Annotated in this window: 14 protein-coding genes; 6 read left to right on the top strand and 8 right to left on the bottom strand. The window is 38.3% G+C overall.

The window, feature by feature from the left end:
• The first annotated feature begins 160 nt into the window (after positions 1-160).
• A complete protein-coding gene (locus AC6CH7_RS07480; RefSeq protein WP_498262084.1) occupies positions 161-838 on the top strand; it encodes a basic secretory protein-like protein in 678 nt (225 codons plus the stop codon).
• 22 nt (positions 839-860) lie between these two features.
• On the top strand, positions 861-3152 hold the full coding sequence (locus tag AC6CH7_RS07475) for a GH92 family glycosyl hydrolase (RefSeq protein ID WP_498262083.1): 2292 nt from the start codon (positions 861-863) through the stop codon (positions 3150-3152).
• A gap of 60 nt (positions 3153-3212) precedes the next feature.
• Here the strand turns inward: AC6CH7_RS07475 and accD are convergent, their stop codons facing one another.
• Positions 3213-4058 (bottom strand): acetyl-CoA carboxylase, carboxyltransferase subunit beta, encoded by an 846-nt coding sequence (gene accD, locus AC6CH7_RS07470; RefSeq protein WP_498262082.1) that lies wholly within the window; start codon positions 4056-4058, stop codon positions 3213-3215.
• 228 nt (positions 4059-4286) lie between these two features.
• Here accD and fbaA point away from each other — a divergent pair, with 228 nt between their 5' ends.
• Both fbaA and AC6CH7_RS07460 read left to right on the top strand, forming a co-directional pair.
• Positions 4287-5366, top strand: a complete 1080-nt coding sequence (gene fbaA / locus AC6CH7_RS07465; RefSeq protein ID WP_048906924.1) for a class II fructose-bisphosphate aldolase — start codon at positions 4287-4289, stop codon at positions 5364-5366.
• Positions 5367-5454: 88 nt separating this feature from the next.
• Positions 5455-5889, top strand: coding sequence for a GNAT family N-acetyltransferase (locus tag AC6CH7_RS07460; protein WP_498262081.1), 435 nt, complete (start codon positions 5455-5457; stop codon positions 5887-5889).
• A 5-nt stretch (positions 5890-5894) separates the two neighbouring features.
• Here the strand turns inward: AC6CH7_RS07460 and AC6CH7_RS07455 are convergent, their stop codons facing one another.
• The 5 genes from AC6CH7_RS07455 to AC6CH7_RS07435 form a co-directional block, all read right to left on the bottom strand.
• Entirely contained in the window at positions 5895-6770 is an 876-nt protein-coding gene (locus AC6CH7_RS07455; protein ID WP_498262080.1) for a hydroxymethylglutaryl-CoA lyase, read from the bottom strand.
• Positions 6748-8082, bottom strand: coding sequence for an NAD(P)/FAD-dependent oxidoreductase (locus tag AC6CH7_RS07450; RefSeq protein WP_498262079.1), 1335 nt, complete (start codon positions 8080-8082; stop codon positions 6748-6750). Before AC6CH7_RS07450 ends, AC6CH7_RS07455 begins: the two co-directional genes overlap by 23 nt.
• Before the next feature lie 83 nt (positions 8083-8165).
• Positions 8166-11132 (bottom strand): protein translocase subunit SecDF, encoded by a 2967-nt coding sequence (gene secDF / locus AC6CH7_RS07445; protein ID WP_498262078.1) that lies wholly within the window; start codon positions 11130-11132, stop codon positions 8166-8168.
• A gap of 132 nt (positions 11133-11264) precedes the next feature.
• Entirely contained in the window at positions 11265-11750 is a 486-nt protein-coding gene (locus AC6CH7_RS07440; RefSeq protein ID WP_498262077.1) for a dihydrofolate reductase, read from the bottom strand.
• Complete coding sequence (locus AC6CH7_RS07435; protein WP_498262076.1) at positions 11747-12541, bottom strand: thymidylate synthase; 795 nt, start codon at positions 12539-12541, stop codon at positions 11747-11749. The genes AC6CH7_RS07440 and AC6CH7_RS07435 overlap by 4 nt, the downstream gene beginning before the upstream one ends.
• A 125-nt stretch (positions 12542-12666) precedes the next feature.
• On the opposite strand from AC6CH7_RS07435, the gene ispE reads away from it, so the two are divergent.
• Together ispE and AC6CH7_RS07425 are read left to right on the top strand one after the other, a co-directional pair.
• On the top strand, positions 12667-13470 hold the full coding sequence (gene ispE, locus AC6CH7_RS07430) for a 4-(cytidine 5'-diphospho)-2-C-methyl-D-erythritol kinase (RefSeq protein WP_498262075.1): 804 nt from the start codon (positions 12667-12669) through the stop codon (positions 13468-13470).
• Positions 13471-13508: 38 nt separating this feature from the next.
• Positions 13509-13925, top strand: coding sequence for an OsmC family protein (locus tag AC6CH7_RS07425; protein WP_498262074.1), 417 nt, complete (start codon positions 13509-13511; stop codon positions 13923-13925).
• A 113-nt stretch (positions 13926-14038) separates the two neighbouring features.
• On the opposite strand, the gene AC6CH7_RS07420 is transcribed toward AC6CH7_RS07425, so the two are convergent.
• Together AC6CH7_RS07420 and AC6CH7_RS07415 are read right to left on the bottom strand one after the other, a co-directional pair.
• On the bottom strand, positions 14039-14317 hold the full coding sequence (locus tag AC6CH7_RS07420; protein ID WP_498262073.1) for a LapA family protein: 279 nt from the start codon (positions 14315-14317) through the stop codon (positions 14039-14041).
• A gap of 3 nt (positions 14318-14320) precedes the next feature.
• Positions 14321-17131 carry a TolB-like translocation protein gene (locus AC6CH7_RS07415; protein WP_498262072.1) on the bottom strand — a complete coding sequence of 937 codons (2811 nt, stop codon included), beginning with the start codon at positions 17129-17131 and terminating at the stop codon, positions 14321-14323.
• Positions 17132-17408 lie beyond the last annotated feature (277 nt).

Here is a 17408-nt window from a genome sequence, read left to right as displayed (position 1 = left end):
TAACATTTTGAATATAAATTATTAAAAGCCATCCTCAAAAGATGGCTTTTTTTCGTAACTCTGATCTTTTATTATTACTTTGTTACCATTATCAACTAGGGAATCTTCATTTTATTATGTTTATTTGTGTGCTAAATCGTTTAATTTTTTAGAGTTTAATATGAAACGAACCACAACAGTATTATTTTCTATGGCTTTAACGATGATCTTCAGTCATCATTTAAAAGCTCAGGAGACCGAAACAATTAAAAAAGATGGTCTTACCCTTAATTTTACCAACCAGGATCCAACATTTGATCCTGCCCTAAAAAAGAGAATGATCGAAACGTTCTTTAAAGTTTACCCATTGCTTAGTCAGGAATATAATCAAAACACGAACAAGGAAGTCTATTTTGTGATAGATACAGCTTACGATGGGGTTGCAGCTACGGGGGCAGGAAAAGTAACTTATAGCGCAGCTTATTTCAAGAAATTTCCGGGAGATGTAGATGTGGTAACCCATGAGGTAATGCACATCGTTCAAAATTATGGACGTAGCAACGGACCGGGATGGCTTACCGAAGGTATTGCCGACTATGTACGTTATAAGTTTGGTGTTGATAATCCCGGGGCAGGTTGGGCACTACCTGAACTTAAAAGCACGCATACTTATAAAAACAGTTACAGAATTACTGCAAGATTCCTGGCATGGTTGGAAAATCACGACAACAAAGGAATTGTTAAAAAACTAGATTTAAGTTTACGCGATCATACCTATACAAAAGAAATATGGCAAAAAGAAACAGGTAAATCTTTAGATGACCTGTGGAAAGCATATTCAGAAAACCCAGCATTATAACCACATTTGATATTTTTTAACCATGATTAAACAATTTTTAACCGCCTCATTAGTTCTGGCATCCTCTGCGCTGTTTGGACAGACAGTGGGCAAAGTAACAGATCCTGTTGAATGGATTAATCCGCTAATGGGTACTGCAAGTAAACCAGATTTGTCTAATGGAAACACCTATCCAACAATAGCGTTGCCATGGGGAATGAACTTTTGGACACCACAAACTGGTAAAATGGGCGACGGGTGGGCTTATACCTACGATGCTGATAAGATAAGAGGATTCAAACAAACACATCAGCCATCTCCATGGATGAATGATTATGGTCAGTTCTCGGTAATGCCTGTAACAGGTAAAATGAGATTTAACCAGGATGATAGAGCAAGCTGGTATTCTCATAAATCTGAAACTGTAAAACCTTACTACTATAGTGTTTATTTGGCTGATGCTGATGTAACAACAGAAATCACTCCTACAGAAAGAGCTGCCCAGTTCCGCTTCACCTTCCCAAAAACAAATGATTCTTATGTAGTTATTGATGCTTTTGATAAGGGTTCATACATCAAAATAATACCTGGCGAACGTAAAGTAATTGGTTACAGTACCAGATACAGCCGAGGAAAACTTGAAAACTTTAAAAACTACTTTGTTATTTATTTTGATAAACCTTTTACATCTGCAAATGCATGGAGAGGGAAAAACCTTGCAAAAGATACATTGGAGTTACAAAGTGATCACTCAGGTGCTATCATAGGGTTTAAAACCGAAAAAGGGGAGCAGGTTAATATGAAAGTTGCTTCTTCATTTATCAGCTTTGAGCAGGCAGATATCAACCTGACAAGAGAATTATCAAACGATAGTTTCGAAACAACTAAACAAAAAGGAAAAGCGGTGTGGAACAAAACACTTAGCAAAATCTCTGTTGAAGGCGGAACTATAGATCAGGTTCGTACTTTTTATTCAAGTTTATACCGCACTTTATTCTTTCCTCACAAAATGTATGAGGTAGATAAGAGCAATAAGATAGTACACTATAGCCCATACACTGGCAAAACAGCTCCTGGTTACAGATTTGCTGGTACCGGTTTCTGGGATACATTCAGAGCGCTATATCCATTCCTTAACCTTGTTTATCCATCTATAAACAAAGAAATGCAAGAAGGTTTAGTGAACGATTATAAAGAGGGTGGATGGTTGCCTGAGTGGTCAAGCCCTAGTTATTCTGATTGTATGATTGGAAATAACTCTGCTTCCGTTGTTGCTGATGCCTACATTAAAGGTATGCGTGGTTACGACATCAATACATTATGGGATGCTGTAAAACATGGCGCTAATAATGAAGGTCCTGAAGCCACAGGTCGTCGTGGCGTTAAATACTACAATGAATTAGGTTATGTGCCTTACGATGTAAAGATTAATGAAAATGCGGCAAGAACATTAGAGTATTCTTATGATGATTTTGCCATCTATCAATTAGGTAAAGCATTAGGCAAACCTGCGTCTGAGATAGATATTTATAAAAAACGCAGTATGAACTATAAAAATCTGTTTGATCCTTCAACAGGTTTAATGCGTGGTAAAAATCAGGATGGTAAATTCCAGTCTCCTTTTAACCCATTCAAATGGGGTGATGCATTTACAGAAGGAAACAGCTGGCATTATTCATGGTCAGTATTCCAGGATATTGATGGATTATCTAAGTTAATGGGCGGTAAAGATAAATTTGTTCAGAAACTGGACTCAGTATTTACACTTCCTCCAGTGTTTGATGATAGCTATTATGGTGGGGTGATCCACGAGATCCGTGAAATGCAAATTGCCAACATGGGACAGTATGCTCATGGTAATCAGCCAATCCAGCATATGATTTATTTATATAACTATGCTGGTGCACCATGGAAAACTCAATACTGGGTACGTGAAACTATGGATAGAATGTATAAAGCTACGCCTGATGGATACTGTGGAGATGAGGATAACGGACAAACATCTGCATGGTATGTGTTCTCTGCTTTAGGATTTTATCCTGTAACCCCAGCTGTAGATCAGTATGTTATCGGAGCTCCATTGTTTAAAAAGATTACGCTTAATTTAGAGAACGGTAAAACAATCACTATCAATGCGCCAAAAAACAGTGCTGATAACAAGTATGTACAAACCTTAAAGTATAATGGCAAACCATATTCTAAAAACTGGTTAAGCCACTCTACTTTATTACAAGGTGCCACTTTAGACTTTGATATGTCTGAGACTCCGAATAAAGAAAGAGGCGCTAACGAGTCAGATTTCCCTTATTCACTTTCAACAGATACAGGCAAATAGTATTTGCTAAACAAAAAAGGCCAGGTAAATTTCCCTGGCCTTTTTTGTTATAGTATTTTTCTAGTTCTTCATCATTTTAAGGAAAGCAGCAAGCTTGGCTTTCATCATTCTGCGATCTACAATGAAATCAAGGAAACCATGCTCCAAAACGAATTCTGCCGTTTGGAAACCCTTAGGCAGATCTTTTTTTATGGTTTCTTTAATAACCCTTGGGCCGGCAAAACCGATCAAAGCACCGGGCTCAGCAATGTTAATGTCACCAAGCATCGCATAAGAAGCAGTTACACCACCAGTTGTTGGATCTGTAAGCAAAGATATATAAGGAACTTTAGCCTGACTTAATAGCGCAAGTTTTGCTGAAGTTTTTGCCATTTGCATTAACGAGAATGCAGCTTCCATCATCCGGGCACCCCCAGATTTAGAGATCATTAAAAATGGAACTTTATGTTTTATTGCGTGGTCAATAGAACGGGCAATTTTTTCACCTACTACTGAACCCATAGATCCACCAATAAAATTGAAATCCATACAAGCTATAATGATGTCTTCACCTTCTATTTTACCGTGAGCAGCTCTAATTGCGTCTTTTAAGCCTGTTTTAGTCATGCTTTCTACTAACCTTTCAGTGTAGGGCTTACTATCTGTAAAATTCAAGGGATCTCCTGATGTTAAATTTGAGAAAAGCTCCGTGAACTTATTATCGTCAAATAATACCTGAAAATATTCTTTAGACCCTATTCTTAAATGATAGTCACAATATTGGCAAACATATTTATTCTCTATTTGATCGGCAGTATGTAATGCTTTTTTACAATTCGGACACTTGTTCCATAAACCGTCTGGCGCTTCTTTTTTTTCTTCAGTAAGCGTACTAATACCTTTTTTCTCTCTTTTAAACCAAGCCATGTTATTTCTTGAAAAATGCGATTACAAAGAAACAAAAAAAAATTAGAACAGTTTAAGGATACTTTAGTTAAACGATCATGAGTACCCAAATCATATAAAAAATATATAATAACTCATGATCGCTTCATTACCAAGCCCAAACAATACGGTTTAATTGAAAATAATCCCCTTATTGGTTTGCCCAAAGTGATATTTTTCCTAACTTCGGCAGATATAAAATTATAAAAAATGAGTTTAAAAGGCTACAAGGGCGTAATTTACGGAGATGCCGTTCAGGAATTGTTTGAACAGGCTAAAAAACATCAATTTGCTTTGCCAGCAGTAAATGTTACCGGTACAAATACCATTAATGCAGTAATGGAAACTGCCAAAGCAGTTAATTCACCTGTTATCATTCAACTTTCTAACGGTGGAGCACAATTCTACGCGGGTAAAACATTAAATAATGATAACCTGAATGCTTGCGTATTAGGTGCAGTATCTGCAGCTAAACACGTTCATTTATTGGCTGAACATTATGGTGTTGCTGTAATATTACACACTGACCATGCTGCTAAAAAATTATTACCATGGATCGACGGATTGTTAGATCATGGCGAGAAATTCTTTGCGGAAACTGGAAAACCATTGTTTTCTTCACACATGCTTGACTTATCTGAAGAGTCTATCGAAGAGAACATGGAAATCTCTGCTAAATATTTAGCACGTATGGCTAAATTAGGCATGACCATTGAAATCGAGCTTGGTGTTACAGGTGGTGAAGAAGATGGCGTTGATAACAGCGATGTAGATAGTTCTAAATTATATACTCAGCCTTCGGAAGTAGCTTATGCTTACGAAGAATTAAGCAAAGTAAGTGATAAATTCACTGTTGCAGCTGCGTTTGGTAACGTTCACGGTGTTTATAAACCAGGTAACGTTAAATTACAACCAGTAATTCTTAAAAACTCCCAGGATTTCATCAAAGAAAAATTCAATATTTCTGCTGATAAACCTATTAACTTTGTATTCCATGGTGGTTCTGGTTCTTCTCAGGAAGAGATCAGAGAAGCTATTTCTTACGGAGCTATTAAAATGAATATCGATACAGATATGCAATGGGCAATGTGGGAAGGTATTTTAGATTACTATAAAGCGAATGAAGCTTATCTTCAAGCTCAAATCGGAAATCCTGATGGCGAAGATAAACCTAATAAAAAATACTACGATCCTCGTGTTTGGTTACGTAAAGGGGAAGAAGCCTTTGTTAAACGTTTAACACAAGCATTTGAAGATTTAAATTGCAAAGACGCAAGCGACAAATTATAATCCTTGGGTAAAAGTTACGAAGCGCTACAGGAATTATACTTGTGGCGCTTTTTTTGTTGCATTTAAAAGCTAAAAATAAATAGAAATCATGGACGCACTTCAGGTAATTAAGGTAAACAATCCGCAAGATTTGGATAAGGTATTTGCAATTAGAAAAACCGTTTTTGTTGAAGAACAGAATTGCCCTCCAGAGCTGGAATGGGAAAATGAAGATGTTTCTAAACATTTTCTGGCATTGTTAAACAACGAACCTTGTGGCGCATGTCGTTGGCGCAAAACAGAAAATGGATATAAATTAGAACGATTTGCTGTACTGAAAAAGTTCAGAGGAAAAAGAATAGGGCAGGCCCTGGTAGCAGCAGCCTTATCTGACTTACCTTCTGATGCAGATTACATTTATTTAAATGCGCAGTTGGATGCAATGAGGTTATATTCTAGATTTGGCTTTATAGCAGAGGGTGACCAATTTGAAGAGGCCGGTATACAGCATTACAAAATGGTTAAAAAGCACCATCACGCTTAGTAAGCTTAAGCTAATCCAAGGGGAAAAACCTGTTGTGAAAACAGAACAGCTTCCTGCCACTTGTCCATATTTAGGTTTAAGGCCTCATTCCTGCTTTCTAAGTAGGCAATAAGTTCTTCCGTAGCAAGATTACCTGTCAGGTCATCCGTAGCCATGGGGCAGCCTCCAAATCCTTTTAACGCACTATCAAATCTTCGGCAGCCGCTTTCGTAAGCAGCCTCAATTTTCTCAAAACGCGTGTTGGGTGTACTGTGTAAATGCAAGCCGATCTCTGTGTTTTCAAATCTCTTAACCAGGGGCGGCAAAATCGCTCTGATTTTTTCAGGAGAAGAAACGCCTGTGGTATCCGACAATGAAAGTATCTTCACGCCATTGGTAACCAGTTCATCTGCCCATTTTTCAACTATCTCCACATTCCAGTTATCTCCATATGGGTTTCCAAAACCCATAGATAAATAAACGACTGCTGTTTTACTATTTTTATCGCAAAGTTCAAGCATCTGTTTTACCGTGTCCATTGATTGGGCGATGCTTGAATTGGTATTTCTCTGTTGAAAAGTTTCTGAAATAGAAAAAGGAAAGCCCAGGTAAGTTATCTCATTGTGCACAATCGCTTCTTCAACACCACGTAAATTAGCTACAATAGCCAGGAGTTTAGAATTTGTAATACTCAAATCAAGCTTAGATAGAACCTCACGCGTATCCCGTAACTGAGGAATCGCTTTGGGAGATACAAAGCTACCGAAATCTATGGTATCGAACCCCACTTGCAAGAGCAGGTTAATATATGCCGCTTTAACATCAGTATCTATGAAATCATGAATACCCTGCATGGCATCACGAGGGCACTCAATAAGCTTAATTGCCTTTTGTTTCATCATTAACGGGTTTGGGTTCTACTACTTCAGGTTCTGGATTCCCTCTTAGAAACGGACGGATAATTAACCTTGTTCCCCGATCATAACTAAAATAGCTCCATACCCAATTCACAAATACCACCAGTTTATTTCTAAAGCCAACAAGTGTCATTAAGTGAACAAACATCCAGGTAAACCAGGCAAATATGCCCTGAAACCTAACCTTATGAATATCTACAACCGCTCTGTTTCTGCCAACAGTTGCCATTGCGCCTTTGTCAAAGTATTTAAAGGGTTCTGTGGGTTTGTTGCCAATAATATTGATCAGATTCTCCGCAAGCTGCTTCCCCTGTTGTATAGCCGCCGGTGCAACACCAGGATAACCATTAGGGAACTCTTCTGTAATCATTGCGGCCACATCTCCAATAGCATAAATATTATCATGACCGTCAACTCTGCTGATTTCATTAACCTTTACACGATTTCCCCTGACTACACATTGCGGATTTAATCCGTCAATTACTACTCCTTTTACTCCGGCCGACCAAATTACAGTTGAAGTAGGAATAATCCTGCCATCCACAAGAACTAGCTGCTTCCCGTTATAAGATTGAACACGAGAATTGGTCATAACAGTTACCCCAAGCTCGCCAAGAAACTCTTCAGATTTCTTTTGTGCCTGAACAGACATTGCTCCTAATAATTCGGGAGAACCTTCTATCAAGTAAATATTAACCTTTTTGAGGTCTAATTCAGGGTAGTCATTTTTTAAAACGTGTTTTTTAAGCTCTGCAATTGCACCAGAGGTTTCCACACCGGTTGGCCCACCGCCAACAACCACAAAATTCAACAATTCAGCTTCGGTAAGCTTATCTGTAGCGATTTGTGCAGATTCCAAATTTTGAAGTAATAAACTCCTAAGGTTTAATGCTTCAGGAATTGATTTCATGGGCATGGCATTGTGCTCAATCTCATCCTGCCCAAAAAAGTTACTGGTCGATCCCGTAGCAATTACAAGATGATCGTATTCAAAAATACCAATAGTAGTTTCTACCGCATTTTCAAGAGGCAAAACCTTTTTCACTTCAGTAACCCTAAAAGTTAGGTTTTTTTGGCCTTTAAAGATCTTTCTTAATGGGAAAGCTATTGAATCTGCTTCTAACCCCCCCGTAGCAACCTGATATAACAATGGCTGAAATGTATGGTAATTATGTTTATCGAACATAATTACTTCTATGTCCTTATTTCGCAGTTTCTTTGCCAGCTCAATGCCACCAAAGCCGCCGCCTACAATTACAATTCTGGGTTTGTTGCCTTTAGGAAAACGTTGTTCCATAAAAATCAATTTTGGTAAATATACATAACAAACAAAAAGGCACCCAAAAAGGGTGCCTTTAATTATCATTTGTAAGTAATTACTTATTTGTTTTTACCAAGATCGATAACGATAGGAGTAGAGATACATAATGATGAATATGTACCGATAATACGACCAATTAATAAAGCAAAGATAAATCCGCGGATACTAGCTCCACCGAAGATGAAGATTACTAGTAATACGAAGAACACAGTTAGTGAAGTCAAAATAGTACGACTTAAAGTACTGTTCAATGCAAAGTTGATTAATTTATTACGTTCCTCACCATGAAGATCTTCTTTACCGCTTTCTGCAAGTTTCTCACGGATACGGTCAAACACAACAACTGTCTCAGTCATGGTGTAACCCATTACCGTTAAGATGGCCGCAATGAAATCCTGACCAATCTCTAGTGAGAATGGTAATACACCATCTAAAATTGTGTAGAATGAAAGTACAAGAAGCACATCATGGAACAATGCGATAACGGCACCTAAACCATAGTTTAGTTTCTTAAACCTTACTACGATATAGAAGAACATCACTAAACAAGAGAATAGAATTGCTCCATATGCTCCGTAAACAATATCACTCGCAATAATGGGACCTACCTTTTCATTACTTTCAATAGTATACTTAACACCGGTTTTTGCTAAACCTTCGTGTAATGCTTTCTCAACTAATTTATCAGCACCCTGATCCTGATCAGTAATGTGGTAAGTAGTTGTGATTTTTAATTCATTATCAGCACCTGCAGTTTTAACGATAGTTTCTGATTCAGGGAAAGATGCATTCAGACTAGCTTTAACGTCTTCTGTGTGCATTCCTTTATCGAAGTGAACGATATAAGTTCTACCACCTTTAAAGTCGATACCAAGGTTTAAACCGCCATTTTTGAAGTAGAAAATAAAACCTAAAACAATGATTGCAGTAGAAATAGAGTAATAAAGTTTTCTATGACCAACAAAGTTGAAAGCAATGTTCTTAAATGCGTGGATAGTGTGTTTGTTACCAAACGTGATGTTAGATTTTTTATCTAAAAGGTATTCGAAAACTAAACGTGAGATCAATACCGCACAGAATAGAGATGATAAGATACCGATACATAACGTAGTAGCAAAACCTTGAACCGGACCACTACCGAAGATGTAAAGGATAGCGCCCAACACAAATACAGTAACGTTCGAGTCAATGATAGATGACATTGCATGTTTGAAACCTTCTTTGATAGCTACGGGAGTAGGTTTACCTAAAGTAAGCTCTTCTCTTACACGTTCAAATATAAGAATGTTCGCATCTACTGATAACCCGATTACCAGCACGATACCTGCAATACCAGGCAATGTTAACACCGCACCTAATGATACTAAAATACCCATGATAAAGAACAAGTTGATCACCAATGCAAGGTTAGCAACCCATCCAGCTTTATTATAATATAAAGCCATAAATACAAGAATCACAATAAATGCCAATACGAATGATAATAAACCATTGTGGATAGCAGCCTCACCAAGTGAAGGACCAACAACGAATTCACCAACAATTCTTGCAGGAGCAGGAAGTTTACCCGCTTTTAAGATATTTGCTAAATCCTGAGTATCGTTAACTGTGAAACTACCAGTGATAGAAGAGATACCGTTAGGGATCTCATTTTGTACAGTAGGCGCAGAGTAAACAGTATTGTCTAGTACAATAGCAATAGATTTTTTATTGTTTGGATCAGCAGAAGCTTCAGCAGTAATTTTTTTCCATTTTGCAGCACCCTCCCCAGTCATATACATGGTTACTTCGGGACGACCTTTTTGATCGTAATCATGACGGGCATCGCTAATCGCTTCACCACCTAAATCAGGCTTGCCATCAGAAGACAGAGATTTGATTGCGTACAATTCGAAAATCTTAGCACCACCAGATTGAGCAATGTCCATCGGTTTAACACTCCACATGAATTTGTAACTCTGAGGAATGATAGAAGCAATTTCAGGTCTTTTAAAGTAAGCGTTTACTTTAGCAGTATCTTTTTGAGCAACCCAACCAACAACTGGTCCTGGACGTAATGAAGGCTGTCCGTTCTGACCTTGGTAAGTAGGTACGTTTAATACAGAAAATAAAGGATTAGATTTTGCCAGGTCAGAGTTTTTAACTCCGGCCGAATCTTTAGTGTCCTTATTTTTTGCTAAACCAGCTAATTTACTTTCCGATTTAGCAGCAGTAGTATCTGTTGAAGTTTTTGAAGCGGCACTTGTGTCTGCAACTTTTAAAGTTGAGGCAAGTGTTTTATTGATGTTCTCCATCACCGGATACACCTCTTCGTTGTTATATACTTGCCAGAATTGCAATTCTGCAGAACCTTGTAATAATTTGTGAACCCTTTCTTTGTCCTGAACACCTGGCATCTCAATTAGGATACGATTAGTACCTTCTTGTTTCTGCATGTTTGGACTTACTACTCCGAAACCATCGATACGACTTCTGATGATCACGAATGAACGGTCAATAGCACTAGTAGCTTCTTTAGATAAGAAGTTTTTTACTTCCGAATTGCTGGCATCAGGTTTAAGAAGTTTAGAGTTGTCTTGATTAGAAAAGAAGTCAGCTAATTTTACGTTAGGAGAAAGTTTTTCAAATTCGTTAACAAATAAGTTAATGAAGTCTTTTCCGCCAGCGTTCAATTGAGTTTGAGCAGTAACCAACGCTTTGTTGAAATTAGCATCATCAGTATTTCCGGCTAAAGATTTAACCAGTTCTGATAACGATATTTCCATCGTTACGTTCATACCACCTTTTAAGTCTAAACCAAGGTTGATTTCTTTTTCTTTACAGAACTGGTAATTAAATCCAAAAAGAGGATATACCGGTACTGTTGCCATCGAATCTAAATAAGCTTTTTCCTTATCCAGGTCTCCTTTAGCATAAGCTTTTGCGTCTTTTTCAACTTTAGAAGTAACAAAGTTGAATGAGAGAGAATACACACAGACGATACCTAAAAGTATCGCCATAAATTTTATAAAACCTTTACCCTGCATTTGTTTGTAATTATTAGTCTATATGCTATATATTTTTTTAACAAGTCGGCAAATCTAATTATTTTTTTAATTAATAGGCCACGTTATGAAAGTTTTTATTATAGGCCTCCAACTATTTGCTTTAAAGATTGTTTAATACCGCTCAAGTGTCGAAAATGTGTAAGCTACTACATTTTTTTCATCAGGCTCATGATCTTCAGAATTTATTACTTTCCAGGTCTGTTTATCAATTTCCGGAAAGAAGGTATCTGCATCATAAGTCTGGTGTACGGTGGTAAGATAGATGCGATCAGTTTTGCCAAGTGCATACTCATAGATTTGCGCACCACCTACAATAAACACTTCTTCATCTTTGTCACAAAGTGCTAAAGCTTCATCAAGAGTAGTTACTACCTCAACGCCTTCAATGGCAAGGTCAGTATTTCTTGTAATCACGATGTTACGTCTGTTGGGTAGTGGTCTGCCAATAGAATCATAGGTTTTTCGGCCCATAATAATGGTATGTCCGCTGGTTATTTGTTTAAAATGCTTTAAATCGGCTGGTAAATGCCATAATAACTGATTGTTTTTACCGATGGCATTATTTTGGGCAATAGCTACTACAATTGAAACGATCATACTGCAACTACTCCTTTAATATGCGGATGAGCTTCATAAGCTTTCAATGTAAAGTCTTCAAACTTAAAATCAAAGATGTTTTTAACCTCAGGGTTTATTTCCATTACAGGCAATTTTTTAGGATCTCTGCTCAGCTGCAGTTTTGTCTGCTCAATATGATTGTTGTATAAATGAGCATCGCCAAGGGTATGAATAAAGTCTCCATACTCCAAACCGCACACTTGGGCAACCATCATGGTTAGCAGGGCATAAGAAGCAATATTAAAAGGGACACCTAAAAATATATCGGCGCTACGCTGATAAAGCTGACAGCTTAATTTTCCATTTGCAACATAGAACTGGAAAAATGCATGGCAGGGAGGAAGCGCCATATGTTCTACCTCGGCAACATTCCATGCCGATACAATGATCCTTCTGGAATCCGGGCTGTTTTTAATGGTGTTGATGATCTGCGCTATCTGATCGATATGTCCGCCGTCAGGTTTAGGCCATGAGCGCCATTGCGATCCGTATACAGGGCCTAAATTGCCGTCAGCATCAGCCCATTCGTCCCATATTCTTACCCCATTATCCTTTAAATATTTAATATTGGTATCCCCGGTTAAAAACCAGATCAACTCATGGATGATTGATTTTAAGTGCAGTTTTTTTGTGGTAACCATAGGAAAGCCTTCCTGCAGATTAAACCGCATCTGATATCCAAATACACTGATGGTGCCGGTTCCGGTACGGTCATGTTTTTGTGTGCCATGATCAAGCACATGCTGCATCAAATCTAAATACTGTTTCATCTGATTAATTTAAAAAGGCTAATTGTTACAAAAGTACATATTATATGGAATCTTTAAAGCTATAGTTCTACACTATGTTTTTGATTTTTGTAAGTTTGCCAGCCTAACAATAAACGCAAAAATCAATGCTTGCATTTGCTAATGCCAAGATCAACCTTGGTCTGTATGTAACTGAAAAAAGATCTGACGGATACCATAATCTGGAAACGGTATTTTATCCGGTAAAAATAAATGATGTTATAGAAATTACAGATGCTATGGAAACAACTTGTCAGATTAAAGGAATCGATATTCCAGGGATCATTGAGGATAATATCTGCCTAAAAGCATTTGAATTGCTTAATAAAGATTTCGATTTGCCAGCTCAGCAAATTACGCTGCTTAAAAATATCCCAGTTGGGGCCGGCTTAGGTGGTGGTTCATCTGATGCTGCATTTCTGATCAAGTTACTGAACGATAAATTTCAATTGAACTTAAATACCCATCAAATGGAAGATTATGCAAGGCAGCTAGGTGCTGATTGTGCTTTTTTTATTAATAATAAACCTGTTTTTGCAGAGGGGAAGGGCGATGAGTTTAGCGAAGTTAAAGTTGATCTTTCTGGCTACAAGATTGTATTGGTTAAGCCCCCAGTGCATGTATCTACTGCCGATGCTTATAGTGGAATTGTGCCTCATAAATCCGGTGTTTCATTAAAGGAGTTAATCCAATTGCAGTTAAAAGACTGGAAACCGAACCTGAAGAATGATTTTGAAAGCACTGTGTTTTTGAAATACCCGGAAATAGCTGCGGTAAAACAAGCACTTTATCATGAGGGAGCAATATTTGCTGCCATGAGTGGGAGTGGCTCGTCAGTTTTTGCAATATTTGAGGATCATGTTAGATTGCCCGAACTGGAAAGGAACAATAAGGTGTTTTATAACATTTAGTACCAAAGAACATATTTACAAGCATAAGATATTTACAAATGGAAATTAACCTGATACGTAAAAACAATAAATTTAATTTTGAAGCGCAGAATCCAAGCGGTCAAACTGTAGAACTGGATGCTAAGCCTGAAATTGGTGGAGAAGGTAAAGGTTTTAGACCAATGGAGATGCTGTTGATTGGCCTTGGAGGCTGCAGTGGAATTGATGTTGTGAATGTGCTAACCAAGCAAAAGGAACCCTTAAACGATGTTAAGATCAATATTAAGGCTACCCGTAAGGACCAGGAGATGCCGCCAATATTTGATGTAATAAACATACATTTTGATCTTTATGGTCCATTGAATGTTCAGAAAGTGGAAAGAGCACTTGCTTTAACTTTCGAAAAATATTGCTCAGTATCTAATATTTTAGAACGTTCAGCTACGCTGAATTTTACATACGAAATTCATCAGTAACGAAGTAGTGATGGCTGCCGTCATTTCAATAGCCCCGTCATCTCGGCGATAGGAGAGAATCTCTTAGCTATGCATGTTCAAGAGATCTCCTATTGTCGAGGACGGCTAATCTTCTAGCTAATATAATCGCGATCCTCATCGCTCAACGTTTTCTTGCGGTCTTCGGGTTTTATCGGGGTGTCAATCCTGTCGTAGGTGCTTAAAGTAGTCCTGGGTCTGCCGGCCCAATAGCCCAGTATGAATCCAACAAAGGTACATACACCCACTACCAGCAGTTTAGAAATTTCTTTCTTTACAAAAATGAAGTTAAACTCTACGGCGTCTGTATTTATCATTAAAAAGATGGTAATGATTGCTGTAAATGCGATGATGAAAATGGTTTTGGTCTTCATGACTTAAAAGCTATAGTTTAAAATTAATTCTAATATAGGATTTTGGTTATACACTTTGTTTACAAAAACACACCTGGCGCCCACATCCACTATCGGCTGATAACGCAGCAGGTTCATACTACTACGTAATTCGAAACCAAAAGTTTTAGGTTCTGCTAAATTTGTTTCTGTGCCAATGTTTTCATAATGGCAAAACATACCTGCCCTCAGGTTTCTGATGTATGCAAGCGGACCGATTTCTGCATCGGGGAAAACGATAGGGAAACGGTAGTTGAAAAGCAAAGTATTTCTTAGAACGCTTTTTGCCCTGATGTTACTGTAGCCATAAACAGTGTTTATTTCCTGGTCGTACAATCTTATGCCTGATGTATTTTGATAATTGAAATTGGCAAGGAAAGAGTGATTTTTTAGCAGACCAGGGAAATACAGAAATCCTTCAACGGCGAACAATCGGCCGGCAAGGTTGTCGTCAAATGGTTGGTGCATGTAAGAAATTCTCAATATCTGGGCCCATTTTGGTGCAATGTCTCTTGCAGCCTGTGCGGTGCTGTGGTTAAAGGTGAAATTATATTCCATCGGGAAAATTAATTTGCTGATGAAATTTTTGGGTAAGTTTTCGGGCTGGTACCTCTGGGTGTAACTGGTTAGTGCGTTAAATGAAAAGTTGTAAGTCTCATTTAGCACATTTAAGCTTATTGGAACTGATGCCTGGAGCTGGACGTTGTTTTCTCTCCAATCGCCCTGCAGAACGCCTGATTTTGTGTTATAGAAAGTTCTTCGGGGGCGGTTCCTGTAGGTGGCTCTTATGATTGGGTAAAAACTTTTTAAAGTAAAGCCTGCATTGTACTCGAATTTTTTCAGGTCACGGTAATAATCCACTCCTGCAAAAAAACCGAAAGTGTTAAGCAGGTTATCGGAATTTAGTTGTAGCCCGCCGCGGTACTCGTTTTCAATAACCGGAATTATGCTGTGTACATTGAACAGGTTTGTTAGCGCGTGGTATGGTTTTGAGGTATAACTGCTGTCTGGGATATTGTCGAAAACATTTGTTGTGTTCTCTTGTTTTTGGACGGCGCTGCCGAAATAAACGAAATTGTTATCGCCTGGGGGCTTTGGCTGTAGCGGCATCTCCGAAATTCCATAACCGCTTAGGGTGTAATTGTTAAAAATAATGGGAGTAGTGCTGTCGGCTTGAGTTGGATTAAAGGCGCCGTATTTAGAAGCGCTCAGGGCGCTTATCTTTTTTGAAACGGTATCTATGCTGTAAATGTTATCGATTCCGTTGTAGTGCGCGTTAAAAGCTATTCCTCGGTTAATGTATATCGGTCTGCTTATCTGCTGCTGTGTTTCCTTTATCAACTTCTCTGTTTTTTCTTCCTTGTCAGTTACCCACAAGGCTTTTCCTTTTTCGCCAACGCTAATGTAGGTGATTAGGTTTCCGCCGGCGTTGTAAGCTGGAGTTTGCAGTATCAGGTTTTCGGGATTAGGAATGGTGTTTAGAACTGCGCCTGTTTCTGCGTCAAGTTCTATCAGGTTACATTTGTTGCTCAGGTCAAATTTTACTGCGATTATTTTTTTTCCGTCGGCAGAAAGAGCAGGTGAGAAGATCCGGCTTCTGGTGGTTAATTTTTTTTGCTGACCGGTTTTCAGGTTGTAGCTGCAAATTACGCTGTAACTGCGTTGTCGATATCTTGGGTCGTAACGGATCTCATCCCAAACCACAATGTCGTTTGCGTAACTAAACCATGGCTGCTCCTGGTAGCCGATGCTTAGCAGTTTTGTTTCTTTTTTTGCGCTGTCGATTATTGTGAAGTGTGCTGTCTCTGCCTTGCTTTGTTTCAGTGCCAGAATTCTGCCGTCTTTGATTTTTACAGGGAGGAAGTAGTTGGTCGCAAATTTTGAATCGTTGTTCAGTATAGGGTAGTTTTCTGTTTTGGTTTTTTCAGATTGCGCTGTCCATTCTTTTTTTAAAGTTTCGGTTGTTTGGTTAAACCATTTTTTTGATCCGCTCTTGGTGAACTTTTTCAGGCTGTTTGAAAAGGGGTATAGCCTGACTGGCCTTTTGCGGATGTCGGTAAGCAGGCTGTCGAAAATATTTTTTCCAAATTCTTTTCTAATGTTCGATGCCATCAGGTAGCCGAGTTGGTAGTAACCGGGGGTGATGTCTTTTTCTGATCCAAAGCTGACTTTGCTGTATGAGAAATTTTTGCCTTCGAGCAAACTTGTTCGGTAAGGCATGATCCATGAAGGCTGTCTTCCGCGACCGGCATTTGTAAGTGAGGTTTCGGTGGTCACGGCATCGCCTTCAAAAAACCAAAGTGGTATGCTAACTCCGAACCAGGCGAAGTAAACATACTCTGGAAAGGGGTAGGCTTTTCCGCCTGTTAATTTGTCGTATTGAGCAACGTGTCTGAGCTCATGAACAGCAAGGTTATTTAGCCAATCCTGACTGTCGAATTGCTGAGGAGGAGTGGTGTAAAATTCCGATTTTTTTGGAGCAAGTTGAACGAAGCCATTTGCGACCACTCCACGATTTTGAAGGACCAGTGGGATAGTGGTTTTTTGCCTTCCAAGACTACCGCCAACACGGGGGTAAATATAGCCCAGAGTATTGGCCATTCTTTGGGCTTCTTTTTCGAGCTCGTCCGGAAAGATGATCCTGAAGCCAGATGCTTTTATTTGTCGCCATTTTACACTAAGTGGGTTTTGTTCTCCGCCAAAAAGTTGCGCAAAAGCAGTATGTGAAATTATACTTAATGTTAATGTTATTATAGATTTGATTATCAGTTTGTTGAACTCTTTATTTGATGTCATTTTTATGATTTACTAAAATAATTAGTATTTGTAAATTTTGGTTGGCTAATTTTGATGATTTTTTAATTTATGTATATGTATATAATTTTCTGATTATCAAATAAATATACTAATCAACTAAAGAACTGATAATTCTGATTTTTGTAAATTTTTAGCCTAGAAATGGAGGTTTTTGGATTTCTGGAGCTAATTAATTTCAGGTTGTCGGAATCTGCTGTTAAGGTACACTAATTAAGCTTAAAATCCAACAGAATTTATTTGTTAAAATTTCGTGATG

This window comes from Pedobacter sp. GQ55, assembly GCF_059758925.1.
This window is presented reverse-complemented; position numbering and strand designations above follow the sequence as displayed.

What these genes read in the sequence shown, in the direction of transcription:
- secDF (WP_498262078.1), bottom strand. Translation starts at nt 11,132, where the DNA reads ATGCAGGGTAAAGGTTTTATAAAATTTATGGCGATACTTTTAGGTATC.
- accD (WP_498262082.1), bottom strand. Translation starts at nt 4,058, where the DNA reads ATGGCTTGGTTTAAAAGAGAGAAAAAAGGTATTAGTACGCTTACTGAA.
- AC6CH7_RS07440 (WP_498262077.1), bottom strand. Translation starts at nt 11,750, where the DNA reads ATGATCGTTTCAATTGTAGTAGCTATTGCCCAAAATAATGCCATCGGT.
- AC6CH7_RS07415 (WP_498262072.1), bottom strand. Translation starts at nt 17,131, where the DNA reads ATGACATCAAATAAAGAGTTCAACAAACTGATAATCAAATCTATAATA.
- AC6CH7_RS07475 (WP_498262083.1), top strand. Translation starts at nt 861, where the DNA reads ATGATTAAACAATTTTTAACCGCCTCATTAGTTCTGGCATCCTCTGCG.
- AC6CH7_RS07420 (WP_498262073.1), bottom strand. Translation starts at nt 14,317, where the DNA reads ATGAAGACCAAAACCATTTTCATCATCGCATTTACAGCAATCATTACC.
- AC6CH7_RS07435 (WP_498262076.1), bottom strand. Translation starts at nt 12,541, where the DNA reads ATGAAACAGTATTTAGATTTGATGCAGCATGTGCTTGATCATGGCACA.
- AC6CH7_RS07480 (WP_498262084.1), top strand. Translation starts at nt 161, where the DNA reads ATGAAACGAACCACAACAGTATTATTTTCTATGGCTTTAACGATGATC.
- fbaA (WP_048906924.1), top strand. Translation starts at nt 4,287, where the DNA reads ATGAGTTTAAAAGGCTACAAGGGCGTAATTTACGGAGATGCCGTTCAG.
- AC6CH7_RS07460 (WP_498262081.1), top strand. Translation starts at nt 5,455, where the DNA reads ATGGACGCACTTCAGGTAATTAAGGTAAACAATCCGCAAGATTTGGAT.
- ispE (WP_498262075.1), top strand. Translation starts at nt 12,667, where the DNA reads ATGCTTGCATTTGCTAATGCCAAGATCAACCTTGGTCTGTATGTAACT.
- AC6CH7_RS07455 (WP_498262080.1), bottom strand. Translation starts at nt 6,770, where the DNA reads ATGATGAAACAAAAGGCAATTAAGCTTATTGAGTGCCCTCGTGATGCC.
- AC6CH7_RS07450 (WP_498262079.1), bottom strand. Translation starts at nt 8,082, where the DNA reads ATGGAACAACGTTTTCCTAAAGGCAACAAACCCAGAATTGTAATTGTA.
- AC6CH7_RS07425 (WP_498262074.1), top strand. Translation starts at nt 13,509, where the DNA reads ATGGAAATTAACCTGATACGTAAAAACAATAAATTTAATTTTGAAGCG.